General features: G+C 71.6%; 13 protein-coding genes. 5 read left to right on the forward strand and 8 right to left on the reverse strand.

What is annotated here, in order from left to right; all coding sequences use genetic code 11:
- Positions 1 to 13: 13 nt before the first annotated feature.
- Together trpS and ACZ3TI_RS02160 are read left to right on the forward strand one after the other, a co-directional pair.
- Complete coding sequence (trpS, locus tag ACZ3TI_RS02155) at positions 14 to 1,054, forward strand: tryptophan--tRNA ligase (RefSeq protein ID WP_465722314.1); 1,041 nt, start codon at positions 14 to 16, stop codon at positions 1,052 to 1,054.
- A gap of 62 nt (positions 1,055 to 1,116) precedes the next feature.
- The gene (locus ACZ3TI_RS02160) at positions 1,117 to 1,605 is read left to right on the forward strand and encodes a 2'-5' RNA ligase family protein (protein WP_465722316.1); all 489 of its coding nucleotides are present in this window, start codon (positions 1,117 to 1,119) and stop codon (positions 1,603 to 1,605) included.
- 38 nt (positions 1,606 to 1,643) lie between these two features.
- On the opposite strand, the gene ACZ3TI_RS02165 is transcribed toward ACZ3TI_RS02160, so the two are convergent.
- Positions 1,644 to 4,142: a CDP-glycerol glycerophosphotransferase family protein gene (locus tag ACZ3TI_RS02165; protein WP_465722318.1), complete on the reverse strand. Its 2,499-nt coding sequence runs from the start codon at positions 4,140 to 4,142 to the stop codon at positions 1,644 to 1,646.
- Positions 4,143 to 4,361: 219 nt separating this feature from the next.
- Positions 4,362 to 7,934: a bifunctional glycosyltransferase/CDP-glycerol:glycerophosphate glycerophosphotransferase gene (locus ACZ3TI_RS02170; protein WP_465722320.1), complete on the reverse strand. Its 3,573-nt coding sequence runs from the start codon at positions 7,932 to 7,934 to the stop codon at positions 4,362 to 4,364.
- Positions 7,935 to 8,071: 137 nt separating this feature from the next.
- On the opposite strand from ACZ3TI_RS02170, the gene ACZ3TI_RS02175 reads away from it, so the two are divergent.
- A complete protein-coding gene (locus tag ACZ3TI_RS02175) occupies positions 8,072 to 9,070 on the forward strand; it encodes a glycosyltransferase family 2 protein (protein ID WP_465722322.1) in 999 nt (332 codons plus the stop codon).
- Positions 9,071 to 9,136: 66 nt separating this feature from the next.
- The gene (locus ACZ3TI_RS02180) at positions 9,137 to 10,138 is read left to right on the forward strand and encodes a YihY/virulence factor BrkB family protein (RefSeq protein ID WP_465722324.1); all 1,002 of its coding nucleotides are present in this window, start codon (positions 9,137 to 9,139) and stop codon (positions 10,136 to 10,138) included.
- Between the two features lie 50 nt (positions 10,139 to 10,188).
- Here ACZ3TI_RS02180 and ACZ3TI_RS02185 read toward each other — a convergent pair whose 3' ends face one another.
- Positions 10,189 to 11,388, reverse strand: a complete 1,200-nt coding sequence (locus ACZ3TI_RS02185) for a D-alanyl-D-alanine carboxypeptidase family protein (protein ID WP_465722326.1) — start codon at positions 11,386 to 11,388, stop codon at positions 10,189 to 10,191.
- A 106-nt stretch (positions 11,389 to 11,494) separates the two neighbouring features.
- Between ACZ3TI_RS02185 and ACZ3TI_RS02190 the strand changes: the two genes are divergently transcribed.
- Positions 11,495 to 11,752 carry an SCO4848 family membrane protein gene (locus ACZ3TI_RS02190; RefSeq protein WP_030059128.1) on the forward strand — a complete coding sequence of 86 codons (258 nt, stop codon included), beginning with the start codon at positions 11,495 to 11,497 and terminating at the stop codon, positions 11,750 to 11,752.
- Positions 11,753 to 11,977: 225 nt separating this feature from the next.
- Here ACZ3TI_RS02190 and ACZ3TI_RS02195 read toward each other — a convergent pair whose 3' ends face one another.
- The 5 genes from ACZ3TI_RS02195 to ACZ3TI_RS02215 form a co-directional block, all read right to left on the reverse strand.
- Positions 11,978 to 12,751 carry a succinate dehydrogenase iron-sulfur subunit gene (locus tag ACZ3TI_RS02195; RefSeq protein ID WP_465722328.1) on the reverse strand — a complete coding sequence of 258 codons (774 nt, stop codon included), beginning with the start codon at positions 12,749 to 12,751 and terminating at the stop codon, positions 11,978 to 11,980.
- A complete protein-coding gene (gene sdhA / locus ACZ3TI_RS02200) occupies positions 12,751 to 14,493 on the reverse strand; it encodes a succinate dehydrogenase flavoprotein subunit (protein WP_465722330.1) in 1,743 nt (580 codons plus the stop codon). The genes ACZ3TI_RS02195 and sdhA overlap by 1 nt, the downstream gene beginning before the upstream one ends.
- A gap of 51 nt (positions 14,494 to 14,544) precedes the next feature.
- Positions 14,545 to 15,036 carry a succinate dehydrogenase, hydrophobic membrane anchor protein gene (gene sdhD / locus ACZ3TI_RS02205; RefSeq protein WP_465722332.1) on the reverse strand — a complete coding sequence of 164 codons (492 nt, stop codon included), beginning with the start codon at positions 15,034 to 15,036 and terminating at the stop codon, positions 14,545 to 14,547.
- A gap of 8 nt (positions 15,037 to 15,044) precedes the next feature.
- Positions 15,045 to 15,425 carry a succinate dehydrogenase, cytochrome b556 subunit gene (gene sdhC, locus ACZ3TI_RS02210; RefSeq protein WP_224277929.1) on the reverse strand — a complete coding sequence of 127 codons (381 nt, stop codon included), beginning with the start codon at positions 15,423 to 15,425 and terminating at the stop codon, positions 15,045 to 15,047.
- Between the two features lie 332 nt (positions 15,426 to 15,757).
- Positions 15,758 to 16,291 (reverse strand): 2-oxo-4-hydroxy-4-carboxy-5-ureidoimidazoline decarboxylase, encoded by a 534-nt coding sequence (locus ACZ3TI_RS02215; protein WP_465722504.1) that lies wholly within the window; start codon positions 16,289 to 16,291, stop codon positions 15,758 to 15,760.
- Between the last annotated feature and the right edge of the window lie 2 nt (positions 16,292 to 16,293).

The raw sequence follows: 16,293 nt of genomic DNA on the forward strand, positions 1-16,293 counted from the left end.
AACAATGGCCCGTATGGTCAACGCAGCGGTCACTGGTCCGGTCAAGGACCGTCCCCGGGTGCTCTCCGGCATCCAGCCCACCTCCGGCTCGTTCCACCTCGGCAACTACCTGGGCGCGGTGCGCCAGTGGGTCGACCTGCAGAAGGACAACGACGCCTTCTACATGGTCGTCGACCTGCACGCGATCACGGTGCCGCAGGACCCGGCGACGCTGCGCGAGAACACCCGGATCTCCGCCGCCCAGCTGCTCGGCGCCGGCCTGGACCCGGACCACTGCACCCTGTTCGTCCAGTCGCACGTGCCCGAGCACGCGCAGCTCGGCTGGGTGATGAACTGCCTGACCGGCTTCGGCGAGGCCGCCCGGATGACCCAGTTCAAGGACAAGTCCTCCCGGTACGGCGCCGACAGCACCACCGTCGGCCTGTTCACCTACCCGATCCTGCAGATCGCGGACATCCTGCTCTACCAGGCGGACGCCGTCCCGGTCGGCGAGGACCAGCGCCAGCACGTGGAGATCACCCGGGACATCGCCGAGCGGTTCAACACCCGCTACAGCCCGACCTTCACGGTGCCGAAGCCGTACATCCTCAAGGAGACGGCGAAGATCCAGGACCTCCAGGACCCGGCCGTCAAGATGAGCAAGTCGGCCTCCTCGCCCAAGGGCCTGGTGAGCCTGTTGGACGACCCGAAGGCCAGCGCCAAGAAGTTCAAGAGCGCCGTCACCGACACCGGCACCGTGGTGTCCTACGACGAGGAGGGCAAGCCGGGCGTCTCCAACCTGCTGCGCGTCCACTCCGCGCTCAGCGGCCAGTCGATCGAGCAGCTGGTCGCGCACTTCGAGGGCAAGATGTACGGCGCCCTGAAGACCGAGCTGGCCGAGCTGTTCACCGCGTGGGTGACCCCCTTCCAGGAGCGCACCCGCACCTTCCTGGACGACCCGGCCGAGCTGGACCGGGTGCTGGCGATCGGCGCCGAGAAGGCCCGCGAGGTGGCGTCGGTGACGCTGGAGACGGTGTACGACCGGATCGGCTTCCTCCCGGCCGCCAAGCGGTGACGCCCCTCACACACCTGCCCGATGGTGGCGGCCTCCCGGAGGCCGTCACCATCGGCGTGTCCGTGAGCGTCCCGGACCCGTTCGGCGCGGCGATCCAGGACGCCCGGGACGGGCACGGCGATCCGCAGGCCCGGTCGATACCGACGCACGTCACCCTGCTGCCGCCGACCGAGGTGCCGGCCGAGGCGCTGCCGAAGATCGAGGAGCACCTGGCGGCGGTGGCGGCCGCGCACCGGCCGTTCCGGATGCTGCTGCGCGGCAGCGGGACCTTCCGCCCGGTCTCCCCGGTGGTGTACATCCGGGTCGAGGAGGGCGCGCAGGAATGCCGGCTGCTGGAGGCGGACGTCCGCTCCGGCCCGCTGGCCCGCGAACTGGCCTTCCCATACCACCCGCACGTGACGGTGGCCCACGGTCTGCCGGACGACGTGCTGGACCAGGCGTACGAGCAGGCGCGCGGCTTCCGGGCGGCCTTCGTGGTGCCGGGCTTCGGCATCTCCCGGTTCGACGCGGACGAGGTCTGGCGGCCCTGGCGGAGCTACTCCTTCTCCTGAGCCCGCCTGCCCCCGCCCGCCGGTCCCGGAGACGGGTTTCAGGCGCGCCCCAGCGCGAGGATCCGGTCGACCACCCGGCGGGCCGCGCCACCGTCGTCCAGCGCGCAGTGCTCGGCCTGGAAGCGCCGGTAGCGCTCAGCGTAGCCCGGCGGCAACTCGGCTCCGCTGTCGGCGAGTTCGCGTAACGCGCCGAGCAGTGCGGCGGAGCTCGGCAGCAGCGGGCCCGGGGCCTGCGACTCGAGGTCGAAGCAGAAGCCGCGCAGGGTGTCGCGGTAGTGCTCCAGGTCGTAGGTGAAGAAGTACAGCGGGCGGCCGGTGATCGCGAAGTCGAACATGATCGAGGAGTAGTCGGTCACCAGCACGTCCGCGACCAGCAGCAGCTCCTGGGTGTCGGGGTAGTCCCCGCAGTCGTAGAGGAAGCCGTCGCCGGCGCCAGGCAGCGGCTCGCGCACGTGCGCGTGCGGGCGGACGAGCAGCACGTGGTCCGCGCCGAGCAGGCGCCGGGCGTGGTCGAGGTCGAGCCGCAGGTCGAGCCGGAAGCCGTCGCCGTCCCGCTGGTCCTCGCGCCAGGTCGGTGCGTACAGCACGATCCGCTTGCCGTCGGGGACGCCGAGGCGGCGGCGGACGGCGGCGGCGGTCCGCGGGTCCGGGCGGGCGAGCAGGTCGTTGCGCGGGTAGCCGGACTCCAGCACCTCGCCCCCGTAGCGGAAGGCGCGCCGCAGGATCGGGGTGGCGAACGGGCTGGGGGAGAGCAGCAGGCTCCACTGCCGGGTCTCCCGGTCGAGCGCCGCCAGGTAGCCGTGCTCGGCCAGCCAGGGGTTCTCGACGTCGTGGGCGATCCGCTTCAGCGGCGAGCCGTGCCAGGTCTGGACGACGACCTGGCCGGGGCGGCGTTCCAGGAAGTCCGGGAAGTGGGTGTTGCCGACCAGGTAGCGGCAGGTGGCCAGCGCCCGGTACCACTCCGGGCTCCAGATCCGCACCGCGGCGACCCCGGCCGGGACCTCGGCCTGGGCGTCGTCGACCACCCACAGGTGCTCCAACGGCGCGTTGCGGCGCGCGAGTTCGGCGTGCACCGCGCGCGGGGAGTCGGCGTAGCCGCGGCCGCCGAACACGTCGTACAGCACCGCCTCGCGCAGCGGTTCGCGGCGGGCGGCCGGGTAGCGCTCGGCGCGCTGGCGGTGCTGCGTCCAGGCGCTGCGCTCGGCGGCGCTGAGCACGGGGGTGGAGTCCACCAGCAGGGTGTCGTGCCAACGGCGCTGCAGCAGGATCCGCTTGCCGCCGGCCGTGGTGGCGGCGGGGACGGCGGGCAGGGCGGCGGGGGCGGCGAGCAGCGGACGGCCCGGGCCGGTGCGGCCGGCCGGGGCCAGCGCGGCCTCCCAGATGCCCTTGCGCAGCGGCAGCGCGACGCCGTCCGAGCCGGTGCGGGTGGTGGGCACCCGGGCCAGGAAGCGGCCGTCCCGCCCGGTCTCGACCGGGGTGCGGACCTCGCTCGCGGTGCCGCAGTGACGCAGCACCAGCTCCAGCCGGCCCGCGGCCCGGTCCGGGCAGTGGCCGGACAGCTCGAAGCCGTCGGCCCGGACCGCGATCCGGTCGACCAGGCCTGCGGCGGGCTGGACGCAGAGCTGGAGGCGGCCGTCGGCGAGGTGCTTGAGGTAGAGCACGCGGTCCGGGGCGTCCGGCAGCGGGTGCTGACCGGCCAGCGGGCCGCCGCGCTCGTCGAGGCAGAGCTGCACGGCGGAGCCGTCGGGGTGCAGCAGTTCGGCGTCCCAGTGCTCGAGTTCGCCGCTGCCGCGCCCCTCGGCGGTGAACGGCCGGTAGGGCAGGCGGGCGGTGAAGGTGTTGCCGCCGCGGGTGAGCGGCCGCTCGATCACCGCGTCGCTCTGCCGGTGGCGCAGCCGCAGCAGGGTGCCGGCGGGGCAGGAGTCGGCGACGCCGCTCAGGTCGAGGCCGGTGGCGGTGCGGGTGGTGCCGGTGATCCGTACGGGCGGGCGCTCCAGCCGCAGCCGTAGCCGGCCGTCCGCGAAGTACGGCTGGAGGCGGACGTCGCGGTCCACCCAGCGGCCCGGCGGGTACTCGCCGGAGCCGCACCAGTACGGGGCGAGGGCGCCGTACTGGCGGCGGACCCGGGCGGCGCGTGGGCGGGTGAAGAGGGTGGTCTCGATCCGCCAGTCGCCGAGCAGCCACCGGCCCTCGCGGCGCAGCCGGCCGGGCTCGACCAGCGCGGTGAAGCCGGACCAGTCGTGGTTGTGGTCGGGCTGGGCGCTGTCGTCGGTGACCTCGGGCATCCGGCGGGGGCGGGAGCGCAGGTGCCGCGGCGGCTCGGTCGCGTCCTCGTGGCGCAGGGTCAGCCAGGTCCAGGCGGAGCCGGGGCGGCCGGTGTCCACGCCGTGCGGGCGGGCGAAGCCGGTGAGCTCCAGGCCGCGGCCGTGCCAGCGGGCGCGCAGCAGCCCGAACACCACGCCCTCGTCCTCCGCGGGGCGGCCGGTGGTCACCCGGGCGGCGGCGTGCGGCAGGACGAGCCGGGTGAGCACAGGCATGGCGACAAAGCCCTTCGGAATGGAAATTCCCATCCCATCCGGAAATGCCGACCGGGGTCAAATGCACACTTTTTCGAATTCCCTGGGGAATTCATTTCCGGGAACGTCTGATCGAAAATGGATCAGGTGTTCCCGGCATTTCTCCGCAGGTGGTCCCCGGGAACGCGAAGGCGCCCGACACCACCGGTGTCGGGCGCCTTCGCGGATCGTGCGCGGGGACTACTCCTTGCGGAGCATCGCGTCGACCACCCGGGCGGCGGCCTTGCCGTCGTCCAGGTCGCAGTACGCCTCACGGAAGGCGGCGGCCTTGTCCGCGTACTCGGCCGCGACCTCGTCCACCCGGCCGAGCGCGCCGACCAGCTCCTCCGAGGTGGCCAGCAGCGGGCCGGGCGCCTCCGACTCGAAGTCCAGGCTGAAACCGCGCAGGTTGTCCCGGTAGTGCTCCAGGTCGTAGGTGAAGAAGAACATCGGCTTCCCGGTCGACGCGAAGTCGAACACGCTCGCCGAGTAGTCCGTCACCAGCACGTCGGCGATCAGCAGCAGCTCCGCCATGTCGGGGTAGCTGCCGACGTCCCAGATGTAGCCGTTGCCGGCACCGGGGATCTGGCCGCACATCGCGGTGTGCCGGCGCACCAGCAGCACCTGGTCGTCGCCGAGCGCGGCCTTGGCCGCCTCCAGGTCGATCCGCAGGTCGATCTGGTAGCCGCCCTGCGGCCGGCGCCGGTCCTCGCGCCAGGTCGGCGCGTAGAGCACGACCTTCTTGCCCTCGGGCAGGCCGAGCCGCTCCCGGACCTGCTCGGCGGTCTTCTCCCGGTCGGCCGCGAACAGCAGGTCGTTCCGGGGCGCACCGCTCTCCAGGATCTCGCCCTTGAAGTCGAAGGCGCGCCGCAGCACCGGGGCCGACCAGCTGTTGCCGGCCACCAGCAGGCTCCAGTTCGGGACCTCCCGGGCCAGGCCCTTGAGGTAGTTGGAGTCGGTGAACCAGACCTTCTCGAAGTCGAAGCCGACCTGCTTCAGCGGGGTGCCCTGCCAGGTCTGCAGCACCACCTGGCCGGGGCGGCGGACGAAGAAGTCGGGCAGGTGGGTGCTGGTGACGATGTACTTCGCGGTGGCCAGCGCCTCGAACCACTCCGGGGACCAGAGCCGGACCGACGTCGCGCTCTGCGGCAGCTCGACCTGCATGTCGTCGCTGCCCCACAGGTGCTCCAGCGGCAGGCCGCGGCGGACCAGCTCCTCGTGGACGGCCCGCGGCGAGTCGGCGTACATGCTGCCGTTGCCGGCGTTGTACAGCACGGTGTCACGCACCGGCAGCCGGCGCGCGGCCGGATAGTCGACGGTGCGGAGCTGGCGCTGGCGGTAGCCGGAGCGCTCCTCGGGCAGCAGCGCCGCGTGCGACTCCAGCGACAGCCCGTCGTGGTAGCGGCGCTCCAGCACGATGCGCTTGCCGCGGGACTCCACCTCCAGCGGCAGCGCGTCGAAGCAGCCCGGGGTGACCTGCGCGGAGGCGTCGGTCAGGGGCTCCCCGCTGGTGCCGAACCGGCGGAAGAAGACGTCCCAGGTGCCCTTGGCGAACGGCACCCGGCCGGCGAAGGAGGCCGTCGGCACGGCGGGCAGCGCGGTGCGGAACCGGCCCTCCGAGATCTCCACCGGGTAGACGTGCTCCTCCTCGCGCCAGTGGTGACGGACCACCAGCTCCCAGCGGTGCGCGCCGGACAGCGGGAACGAGCCGCTGAGCAGGTAGCCGTCGGCGCCGCGCGAGACCACCTCGTCCACCAGCGGCTGCAGCACCTGGTCGGAGAACTGCAGGTGGCCGCCCGGGGAGGGCTTGGAGTAGAGCGCCCGCTGCTGCTCGGCCGGGGCCTGCGGGTTCAGCGGCAGGTGCAGGTGCTCGGGCGCGTTGCGCTCGTCCCAGGCCAGCGGGACGACACTGCCGTCGGCCAGCAGCAGGGCGGTGTTCCAGCGGTCGCGGGCGCGCTCGGCGGCCAGCGGGTCCAGCTCGGCCCAGGCCTCGCGGACCGCGGTCAGCTCGTCGACCGCGAACGAGGCGGTGAAGGGCTGCAACGAGCCGACCGGAGCACCCAGCTCCAGCGGGACCTCCACCGTGCGGTCCGACTCGGTGTGGGTGAGCTGCAGCCGGGCCCCGGCGAAGCTCGCGCCGGAGCGGGCCGCGCCCGAGACCTCCACCCGGCCGGCGTGCGCGGCCAGGCCGGTCACCCGGGCCTTGACCGTCTCCACCCGCAGGTAGACGAAGTTGTCGCGGACCCACGGCACGATCCGCACGTCCGGCTCGACCCAGTGCGACGGGATGTACTGCGCGGTGTCGCTCCAGCCGGCCGAGATCCGGCCCTTGTACACCCCGCCCTTGCCCGCGCCGGCCACCAGGACGCGCCAGTGCCCGTCCTTCCACTGCCCGCGGTGCTTGAGCTTCGCCGGGTCGAGGGAGACGGTGAAGCCGGACCAGTCACAGCTGTACAGGTCGTGGTTGCAGCTCGCGGTGGCCTCGGGGCTGTACGCGGTCTTCATCGGCACCGCGATCACCCGGCGGCCCTTGGTCTCGCGCAGCACCAGGGTGCGGACCATGTCGTGCTTGCCGGCCGCGCCCAGCTGCTCCGGGTACGCGTGCCCGGAAAGCTGCAGCTTGCCGCCCACCCAGGCGCTCTCGTACAGCCGGCTGCGCATGACCAGCGAGTTGTCCAGCTTGAGCACGCCGGACGGCACGCTCTTGCGCCCGCCGCGCAGGAACGGGTAGTCGGCGTACGGGCGCAGCAGACCGCGGGCCTGGACGCCGCCGCCGCTCTCGCCCTCGTACTTGATCTGCTCGACCAGCTCGTCCACCCGGCCCGCCAGGGTCAGGTGGTACTTCAGCCGCAGCGGCGCGCGCAGCTTGCGGACCTGCTCGGGGCCGATCGCGCGGAGCAGCCGGCTCACGTTCTGGACGTAGGCGTCCCGGTACTCCTTGTCACCGTCCACGACGGACCAGAAGAACATCGGGATCTCCTCGACGAGGGTGTTCTCGTCGTAGGAGCGCAGGTACTGGGCGAAGCGCGGCTCGGTCTGCTTCTTCAGCCAGCCGCGGACCAGCTCGACCGAGGCGACACGGTCGATCAGGCCCTTGGGGTTGGTGCGCATCTGCGTGATCGACATCTCGCCGACCTCGCGCTCGCGCCAGTGGTAGATCGGCTCGGAGAGCACGTCCACGCTCTTGGCCAGGTAGTGGTGCGGCACGCTGACCGGCGCGTCCTCGTACAGGATGCCCTCGGGGTAGAGCAGGTCGGCGGCGTCGAAGAAGGAGCGGCGGTACACCTTGTTCCACGCGGTGCGGTCGGTGACCAGCGCCGGGATCTCGGTGATGTGGGTCTTGAGCCTGGTCTCCTTGAACGGCTTCACGTGGCCGCCGGACTGGTAGTAGCCCACGGCGCGGAAGCGCAGCACGTTGCCGGTGCAGAAGTCCGAGCCGGTCTCGTCCAGCGTGTTGATCATCAGCTCGTACGCACTCGGCGGCATCGAGTCGTCGCTGTCCACGAAGCACAGGAACTCGGCGTCGGGGTCGATGTGCCGGATGCCGGTGTTGCGGGCCGCGCCGAGGCCCTTGTTCACCTGGCGCACCAGCCGGAAGCGCGAGTCCTTGGCCGCGTACGCCTCGGCGAGCGCCGCGCTGTCGTCCTTCGAACCGTCGTCGACCATGACGCACTCGAAGTCCGTGAAGGTCTGGGCGGCGATCGAGTCGAGGCACTCGACGAGATAACGCTCGACGTTGTAGATCGGAACGACGATGGAGAGGCGGGGAGCCATCGGCTACGCAGGCCTTTCTGGGGAAGGTGAGCGTGGCAGCCCGTTGGGGGCCTGACCGCACTTCGATCGGTGCGTACGTGCGACCCGATCCTACCTCCGGGCCGGCGGCCTCCCCCGGGGCCACTACGCTGGGCCCCGTGCCCCGCTTCAGCGTCATCGTCCCCGTGTACAAGGTCCAGGACTACCTCCCCGAGTGCCTCGACTCGGTGCTCCGCCAGGACGGCCCCGACCTCGAACTGATCGCGGTGGACGACCGCTCCCCGGACGGCTGCGGCGCGATGCTGGACGAGGCCGCCGCCGCCGACCCCCGGGTCCGGGTGCTGCACCTGCCGGAGAACGTCGGCCTCGGCCGGGCCCGCAACGCCGGCCTGGAGGTCGCCACCGGCGACTACGTCGTCTTCCTCGACAGCGACGACACCCTCACCCCCGGCCTGCTCAAGGCCGTCGACGACCGGCTCACCGCCACCGGCGACCCGGACGTCCTGGTCTACGACTACGCCCGCACCTACGCCGACGGCCGGATCACCCGCGCCGCCTCCGCGCACGTCTTCGGCGCGGCCTCCCCGGACGTCTTCGACCTCGACGCCCGCCCCGACCTGCTCGACCTGCTCCAGGTCGTCTGGAACAAGGCCTACCGCCGCGACTTCATCACCGAGCAGCAGCTGGTCTTCCCGGCCGGCTACTACGAGGACACCCCCTGGACGTACCCGGCTCTGCTCGCCGCCGCCCGGATCACCCTGCTCGACCTGGTCGGCGTGCACTACCGCCAGCGCCAGGAGGGCGGCAACATCCTGGCCACCGCCAGCCGCAAGCACTTCGACGTCTTCGCCCAGTACGACCTGGTCTTCGCCTTCCTGGACCGCCGCCCCGACCTGGACCGCTGGCGTCCCGTCGTCTACGGCCGGATGCTGCACCACCTCAACACCGTGGTCTCCAAGCCCGGCCGGGTCCCGGCCGGCGACCGCCGTGAGTACTTCCGCCGCGCCGCCGCGCACTGCGCCCGGCTGCGCCCGGCCGGCTACCGCCCGCCGGCCGGCGTGGACGGCATGCGCACCGAACTGCTCAGCCACGGCCGCTACGGCGCCTACCAGGCCGTCCGCGCCCTCGCGAAGGCCCGCCGACTCGTCAGGAAGTAGCCGCGACGGCCGGATCCGGCCCGAGCCTGACGGCCGTTCGGGGGACGGGCCGGTATAACCGGTCGGGTGGACTTCCTGACCCGCCTCCCGGTCATCGGCCCGCTCGTCACCCGGGTGCTGCGCAGCCGCCCGTACCGGGTGTACGAGTACTTCTCCGCCGCCCGTGGCAACCGGCTGGCCGGCGCCGTCACCTTCTTCGGCTTCCTGGCCCTGTTCCCGCTGCTCACGGTGGGCCTGGCGGTCGCCGTCGCGACGCTCAGCGACAGCCGGGTGGACGACCTGCAGAAGCGCATCTCCGACCAGCTGCCCGGCATCTCCGACGCGCTGAACCTGCCCTCCCTGGTGTCCAACGCGGGCACCGTCGGGCTGGTCAGCGGCGCGCTGCTGCTGATCTCCGGCCTCGGCTGGGTGGACACCATGCGCACCTCGGTCCGGGACCTGTGGCAGCTGCCCGAGGAGGAGGGCAACCCGGTGCTGCGCAAGGCCTTGGACGTGGCGGTGCTCGGCGGCCTCGGCCTGGTGTCGCTGTTCTCGCTGGCCGCCTCCGCCGCCGGGACCACCCTGGCCGGGCGGATCGCCGACGCGACCGGCCTCGGCAGCGGCTACCTGCTGACCGGGGTCGGCGTGCTGATCGCCATAGGGTGCGACATGCTGCTGTTCGCCTACCTGCTGGCGCCGTTCCCCGGGATCACCGGCCAGCGCCGCCGCGACCTCCTGCAGGGCGCGCTGATCGGCGCGGTCGGCTTCGAGCTGCTGAAGATCCTGCTCGCCTCCTACCTCGGCTCGGTCGCCGGGCGGAGCCTGTACGGCGCCTTCGCCACACCGGTGGCGCTGCTGCTGTGGATCAACTTCGTCTGCCGGCTGCTGATGTACTGCGTGGCCTGGACGGCCACGGCCGACCCGGCGGCCGCCCGCGAGCGCACCAGGGCGCACGGACGGATGCTGCTGGAGGCCGCGGACAAGGCGGAGGCGCAGGCCGAGGAGCGGGCCGCCTGGAAGGCTGCTGCGAAGCCCGCCGGGAAGCCGGCGGAGCAGGCCGGGAACGGCAAGGCCCGGCCCCAGGGCTGAGGCCGGGTCCTGCCGCCCGACAGCTGCCTGACGGCCGCTCGGGCGGGTGGTCAGCCCGCGGAGCGGCGCCGCCGCAGGACCAGCGCGCCGGCCCCGACCCCGGCCCCGGCCAGCACGACCGCCGACCAGCCGACGACCCCGAGTCCGCCGTCCCCGGCCGGTGCGGACGCCTCGGTGGCCCGGGCGGCGGTGGGGGAGGGGTGCGGTGGCGGCGCGGGCGTGCCCGCCGTGCCGCCCGCCTGCCCCGTCGGCTCGGCGTCGCCCGGCGCGACCTCGTCGACCAGCCGGCCCACCGGCTGGACCTTGCCCGCCGCGGCGAAGCCCCAGTCCAGCAGGGCCGCCGTCTCGTCGTACACCTTCTGGTAGCTCGTCGGGTGCATCACCGTGACCAGCAGGGTGCGACCGCCGCGCTCGGCGGCGCCGACGAAGGTGGAACCGGCGTTGGTGGTGGTGCCGTTCTTCACCCCGATCAGGCCGGGGTACTTGCCCAGCAGCCGGTCCGTGTTGGCGATCCCGAAGCTGCCGCGCTGGCCGGTGTTCTTGTCGACGGCGCCCGGGAACATCGCGTCCCGGGTGGCGCAGTACATCCGGAAGTCCGGGTTGCGCAGTCCCGCCCGGGCGAACAGCGAAAGGTCGTAGGCCGAGGAGAGCTGGCCGTCCATGTCGTAGCCGTCCGGGGAGACCACCTTGGTGTCCCTCGCCTGCAGCGCCTCGGCGCGCGCCTGCATCTCGGCGACGGTCTGCGGGACGCCGCCGTTCATGTGCGACAGGACGTGCACGGCGTCGTTGCCCGAGCTCAGGAACACCCCGCGCCACAGGTCCTCGACCCGGTACTCCAGGTTCTCCTTGATGCCGACCAGGCTGCTGCCCGGACCGATCCCCTGGATCTCCTCGTCGGCGACCCGGTGCACCGCGTTGCGGTCGAACTTGGGCAGCACGGTGTCCGCGAAGAGGATCTTCAGCGTGCTGGCCGGAGGGAGCCTGAGGTGCGGGTTGTAGGCAGCCAGCACCTCTCCTGACGCCGCGTCGGAGACTATCCAGGACTGGCCGGTGAGATCGGTCGGCAGTGCCGGGGCCCCCGCCAGCGGAGCGACCTGGACCCCGGGACTCCCGAGCCGCTCGCCGCCGATCGCGGCCGACGGGGGCGGTTGCAGCGGGGCCGCGACCGCAGCCGGGGCGACGAGCAGGACCGGGAGGGCCGCGGCGACCGCGGCGCACAGAGGCACGAACGTGTGACGGGGTGTGGGCACCAGCAGACCGTACCCATTCCCGACCCCGGGCGTCCGCCACTCCGGGCCCGTCCTCCGCAGGAGGGGCCCGCCGTACGCCGATCGGCGGCCCGCGCATACTGGGGACATGAAGCTCAGCCGCCGCACCTCCTGGTTCCTGACCGCCTTCGGGGTCTGGTCGATCATCATCTGGACCACCTTCGTCAAGAACCTCTGGAAGGACTCCGGCGGCCAGGCCTTCACCAACGGCGACCACTCCCAGCCCACCGCCTTCTTCTGGGTCCACCTCCTCCTCGCCGTCACCTCCTTCGCCCTCGGCATCGCCGTCGGCACCATCGGCCTCCGCGGCCTGCGCGCCACCCGCCGCACCCCGGCCACCGACTGAATCCCGTTGCCGCTGTCAGTCCCCCGGGCAGCTCGGGGGACGGTGAGGGGACGGCAAGCCGGACCTGTGGGCCGTCACGGCGGACCGGCACCTGGTGGCCTTCGGCGGCTGGGCCGCGCCGACGGACCTCGGGGCCCTGTGCCAGGCCCTCCAGGCGCAACAACGCCGGAGGCCCCCGTCCGATCCGGGGATCGGGCGGGGGCCTCCGGCGTTGTCAGGCGGGGATCAGAAGCGGCGGGTGACCAGCGCCCGCTTCACTTCCTGGATCGCCTTGGTGACCTCGATGCCACGCGGGCAGGCCTCGGAGCAGTTGAAGGTGGTGCGGCAACGCCACACGCCCTCACGGTCGTTGAGGATCTCCAGGCGCTGCTCGGCACCCTCGTCGCGCGAGTCGAAGATGAAGCGGTGCGCGTTGACGATGGCGGCCGGACCGAAGTACTGGCCGTCGTTCCAGAACACCGGGCAGGACGACGTGCACGCGGCGCACAGGATGCACTTGGTGGTGTCGTCGAAGCGCTCGCGGTCCTCGGCGGACTGCAGGCGCTCGCGGGTCGGGTCGTTCCCCTTGGTGATGAGGAACGGCATGACGTCCTTGTACGCCTGGAAGAACGGGTCCATGTCCACGATCAGGTCCTTGAGGACCGTCAGGCCCTTGATGGCCTCGATCGTGATCGGCTTCTCCGGGTTGACGTCCTTGATCAGGGTCTTGCACGCCAGCCGGTTGCGGCCGTTGATCCGCATGGCGTCGGAGCCGCAGATGCCGTGCGCGCAGGAACGGCGGTAGGTGAGGGTGCCGTCCTGCTCCCACTTGATCTTGTTGAGCGCGTCCAGGACGCGCTCCTTCGGGTCCATCGTCAGCTGGTAGTCGACCCACACCGGGTCCGGGTGCTCCTCCGGGTTGAACCGGCGGATCCGGAAGGTGACGGTGATCAGCTTGATGCCACCGGCCTCGGCCGCGTCCAGAGCGGCCGAGTGCTTCTCCACGGTCGGAGTGCTCATCAGTACTTACGCTCCATCGGCTGGTAGCGGGTCGTGACGACCGGCTTGTAGTCGAGGCGGATGGAGGTGCTGCCGTCGGCGGCGACCTCCTGGTACGCCATGGTGTGCTGCATGAACTTCACGTCGTCACGGGTCGGGAAGTCCTCGCGGTAGTGACCGCCGCGGGACTCCTCGCGGGCGAGCGCGGAGACGGCCAGCACCTCGGCCAGGTCGAGCAGGTTGCCCAGCTCGATGGCCTCCAGGAGGTCCGTGTTGTAGCGGAAGCCCTTGTCCTGGATGGAGACGTTCTTGAAGCGCTCCTTCAGCGCGGCGATGTCCTCGACCGCCTGCTTCAGGGTGGCGCCGGTGCGGTACACCATCGCGTTGGCGTCCATGGTCTCCTGCAGCTCCTTGCGGATCTGCCCCACGGACTCGGTGCCGGTGGACTCGCGCAGCTGGTCGACCATCTCCTGGACGAGCTGCTCGGGGTTCTCCGGCAGCGGCACGAACTCGTTGGCGTTGGCGAAGTCGGCGGCGGCGATGCCCGCGCGACGGCCGAAGACGTTGATGTCCAGCAGCGAGTTGGTGCCCAGGCGGTTGGCGCCGTGCACGGAGACGCAGGCGACCTCGCCGGCCGCGTACAGGCCCGGGACGATGTCCGTGTTGTTGCGCAGGACCTCACCCTCGACGTTGGTCGGGATGCCGCCCATGGCGTAGTGCGCGGTGGGCTGGATCGGGATCGGGTCCGTGTAGGGCTCGATGCCGAGGTAGGTGCGCGCGAACTCGGTGATGTCCGGGAGCTTCGCGTCGAGCTGCTCCGGCGGCAGGTGGGTCAGGTCCAGGTAGACGTGGTCGCCGTCCGGACCGCAGCCGCGGCCTTCGCGGATCTCGGTGTAGATCGCGCGGGAGCAGACGTCACGGGACGCGAGGTCCTTCATGACGGGGGCGTAGCGCTCCATGAAGCGCTCGCCGTCCTTGTTGCGCAGGATGCCGCCCTCGCCGCGGGCGCCCTCGGTGAGCAGGATGCCCATGCGCCAGATGCCCGTCGGGTGGAACTGGAAGAACTCCATGTCCTCCAGCGGCAGGCCGCGGCGGTAGGCCACCGCCTGGCCGTCACCGGTGAGGGTGTGGGCGTTCGAGGAGACCTTGAACATCTTGCCGGTGCCGCCGGAGGCGAACACGACCGACTTGGCCTGGAAGACGTGGATCTCGCCGGTGGCCAGCTCGTAGGCGACGACGCCGGCGGTCTTGCCCTCGTTGATGAGCAGGTCGAGGACGTAGAACTCGTTGAAGAACTCGACGCCGTGCTTGACGCAGTTCTGGAACAGCGTCTGGAGGATCATGTGGCCGGTGCGGTCGGCCGCGTAGCACGAGCGGCGGACCGGGGCCTCGCCGTGGTTGCGGGAGTGACCGCCGAAGCGGCGCTGGTCGATGCGGCCCTGCTCGGTGCGGGAGAAGGGCAGGCCCATCTTCTCCAGGTCGAGGACGGCGTCGATGGCCTCCTTGCACATGATCTCGGCGGCGTCCTGGTCGACCAGGTAGTCACCACCCTTGACCGTGTCGAAGGTGTGCCACTCCCAGTTGTCCTCCTCGACGTTGGCGAGGGCGGCGCACATGCCGCCCTGGGCCGCGCCGGTGTGGGACCGGGTCGGGTAGAGCTTGGTCAGGACGGCGGTGCGGCTGCGCTGCGTGGACTCGATGGCCGCGCGCATGCCGGCGCCGCCGGCGCCGACGATGACGGTGTCGTACTGGTGAATCTGCATGGGGGGTTAACTCGCCTCTGGCCTCTGCCGATGGTCGATGGTGCTCGCGGCTCAGATGTTGGGGTCGAAGGTGAAGATCACCAGGGTGCCCAGCAGCACGGTGAAGACCGTGGCGGTACCCATGAGCCCCTTGAGCCAGAGCCGGGTCGAGTCCTTCTCGGCGTAGTCGTTGATGACCTGACGCATGCCGTTGGCGCCGTGCAGCATGGCGAGCCACAGCATCAGGAGGTCCCAGCCCTGCCAGAACGGCGAGGCCCAACGGCCGGCCACGAAGGCGAAGCCGATCTTGGAGACGCCGCCGTCGAGGATCAGCATGATGATCAGGTGGCCGAGGATCAGCGCGACCAGGACGACACCGGACAGGCGCATGAAGAGCCAGGCCAGCATCTCGAAGTTGGTGCGGGTGCGGCGCGGGGTCTTCGCGGTCCGCTTGCGCGGCGGCTCGATGACGAACTCGTCGGCCGGGTTGCCCGTGCCGAGTCCCTTGCCGGTGTGCGCCTGCTTGGAGGGGACGACGATGGCGTCGGAGATTTCCGTGGACATGTCTCGGCTCACTTCCCGAACCAGGAGATCAGCGTGTGCTGCAGGATCCCGTAGAAGGAGCCGGCCATCAGCAGGACCCAGACGCCGACCACGGACCAGAGCATCTGCTTCTGGTACTTCGGGCCCTTGGACCAGAAGTCCACCGCGACGACCCGCAGGCCGTTGAGGGCGTGGAACAGGATGGCGGCCACCAGGCCGTACTCCATCAGGTTCACGAGGGGAGTCTTGTACGTCTGGATGACGGTGTCGTAGGACTCCGGCGACACTCGGACGAGGGCGGTGTCAAGGACGTGGGCGAACAGGAAGAAGAAGATGAGGACGCCGGTGACTCGATGAGCCACCCAGCTCCACATGCCTTCCCGGCCGCGGTACAGCGTTCCAGCCGGCACGGAAAAACCCTCCGGAAGCGATTGGGGGCTCGGCCGGCTTCGGTGTCGGTCAGCCCGGCCGGGTACGGTCCACCGGCCGCGAGCATCCTATCGACGCCTTCTCGCGTGCCGCCTCCGGGGGCCCCAGGTGTGATCAATCAGGCACTTCTGGCCTAGTGGAACGGGAACCAAACCGGCCTTCACCACTCTGGGTGACGGCATGCTCGCGCCCCGCACCGGAGGGTGCGGGGCGCGACGGGTCCGGGTTCACGCGACCGGTCGGATGCGCGCGACGGGTTCGGATTCATCCGTACGGGTGAGTCGGCCCGCGCGGTCGAAGAGGTGGGGCCGGCTCAGTGCGCCCCGGCCTCCGAATGGGTGGCGACCAGGTGCTCCAGTCGGGTGAGGGCGATCCGGCGGAGTTCGTCCGCCGCGATCAGCCGCTCCTCGTCCGGGTCGTGGGCGAGTCGGGTGCGGATGGAGGAGAGCACGGTGTCGAGCATCTCCTCCGGGGCGACCCTCTCCAGGCAGACCACGAAGACGTGGCCGAACCGGGCCTCGTACGCGGCGTGCGCCGCCCGCAGTGCGGTGTGCGCGGCCTGGCTGCCGGGGGCCCGCATGCCGAGCAGCGGCTGCGGCATCCAGCTCTCGTCCGCCAGCGCCTCGGCGAGGTCGGCCGGGCGGAGGTCGTAGGAGGCCTCGCTGGCGGCGGCCAGCAGGGACTCTATGTCGGGGTAGGGCCGGTGCGCGGTGAGCCGCAGGGCCCAGCGGTGGCTGCCGCAGCAGGCCAGCAGGGCCTCCTCGGCGGCGCCGGCGTCGGCCTCGTTGAAGCGGTGCAACCCGAGGAGGGTCGGCTCTGTTCTGACGTCGAGCCGCTGTGACGGGATGT

The sequence above is a fragment of the Kitasatospora sp. NPDC023120 genome (assembly GCF_055560835.1).

What these genes read in the sequence shown, in the direction of transcription:
- trpS (WP_465722314.1), top strand. Translation starts at nt 14, where the DNA reads ATGGTCAACGCAGCGGTCACTGGTCCGGTCAAGGACCGTCCCCGGGTG.
- ACZ3TI_RS02165 (WP_465722318.1), bottom strand. Translation starts at nt 4,142, where the DNA reads ATGCCTGTGCTCACCCGGCTCGTCCTGCCGCACGCCGCCGCCCGGGTG.
- ACZ3TI_RS02170 (WP_465722320.1), bottom strand. Translation starts at nt 7,934, where the DNA reads ATGGCTCCCCGCCTCTCCATCGTCGTTCCGATCTACAACGTCGAGCGT.
- ACZ3TI_RS02190 (WP_030059128.1), top strand. Translation starts at nt 11,495, where the DNA reads ATGAAGCTCAGCCGCCGCACCTCCTGGTTCCTGACCGCCTTCGGGGTC.
- ACZ3TI_RS02195 (WP_465722328.1), bottom strand. Translation starts at nt 12,751, where the DNA reads ATGAGCACTCCGACCGTGGAGAAGCACTCGGCCGCTCTGGACGCGGCC.
- sdhA (WP_465722330.1), bottom strand. Translation starts at nt 14,493, where the DNA reads ATGCAGATTCACCAGTACGACACCGTCATCGTCGGCGCCGGCGGCGCC.
- sdhD (WP_465722332.1), bottom strand. Translation starts at nt 15,036, where the DNA reads ATGTCCACGGAAATCTCCGACGCCATCGTCGTCCCCTCCAAGCAGGCG.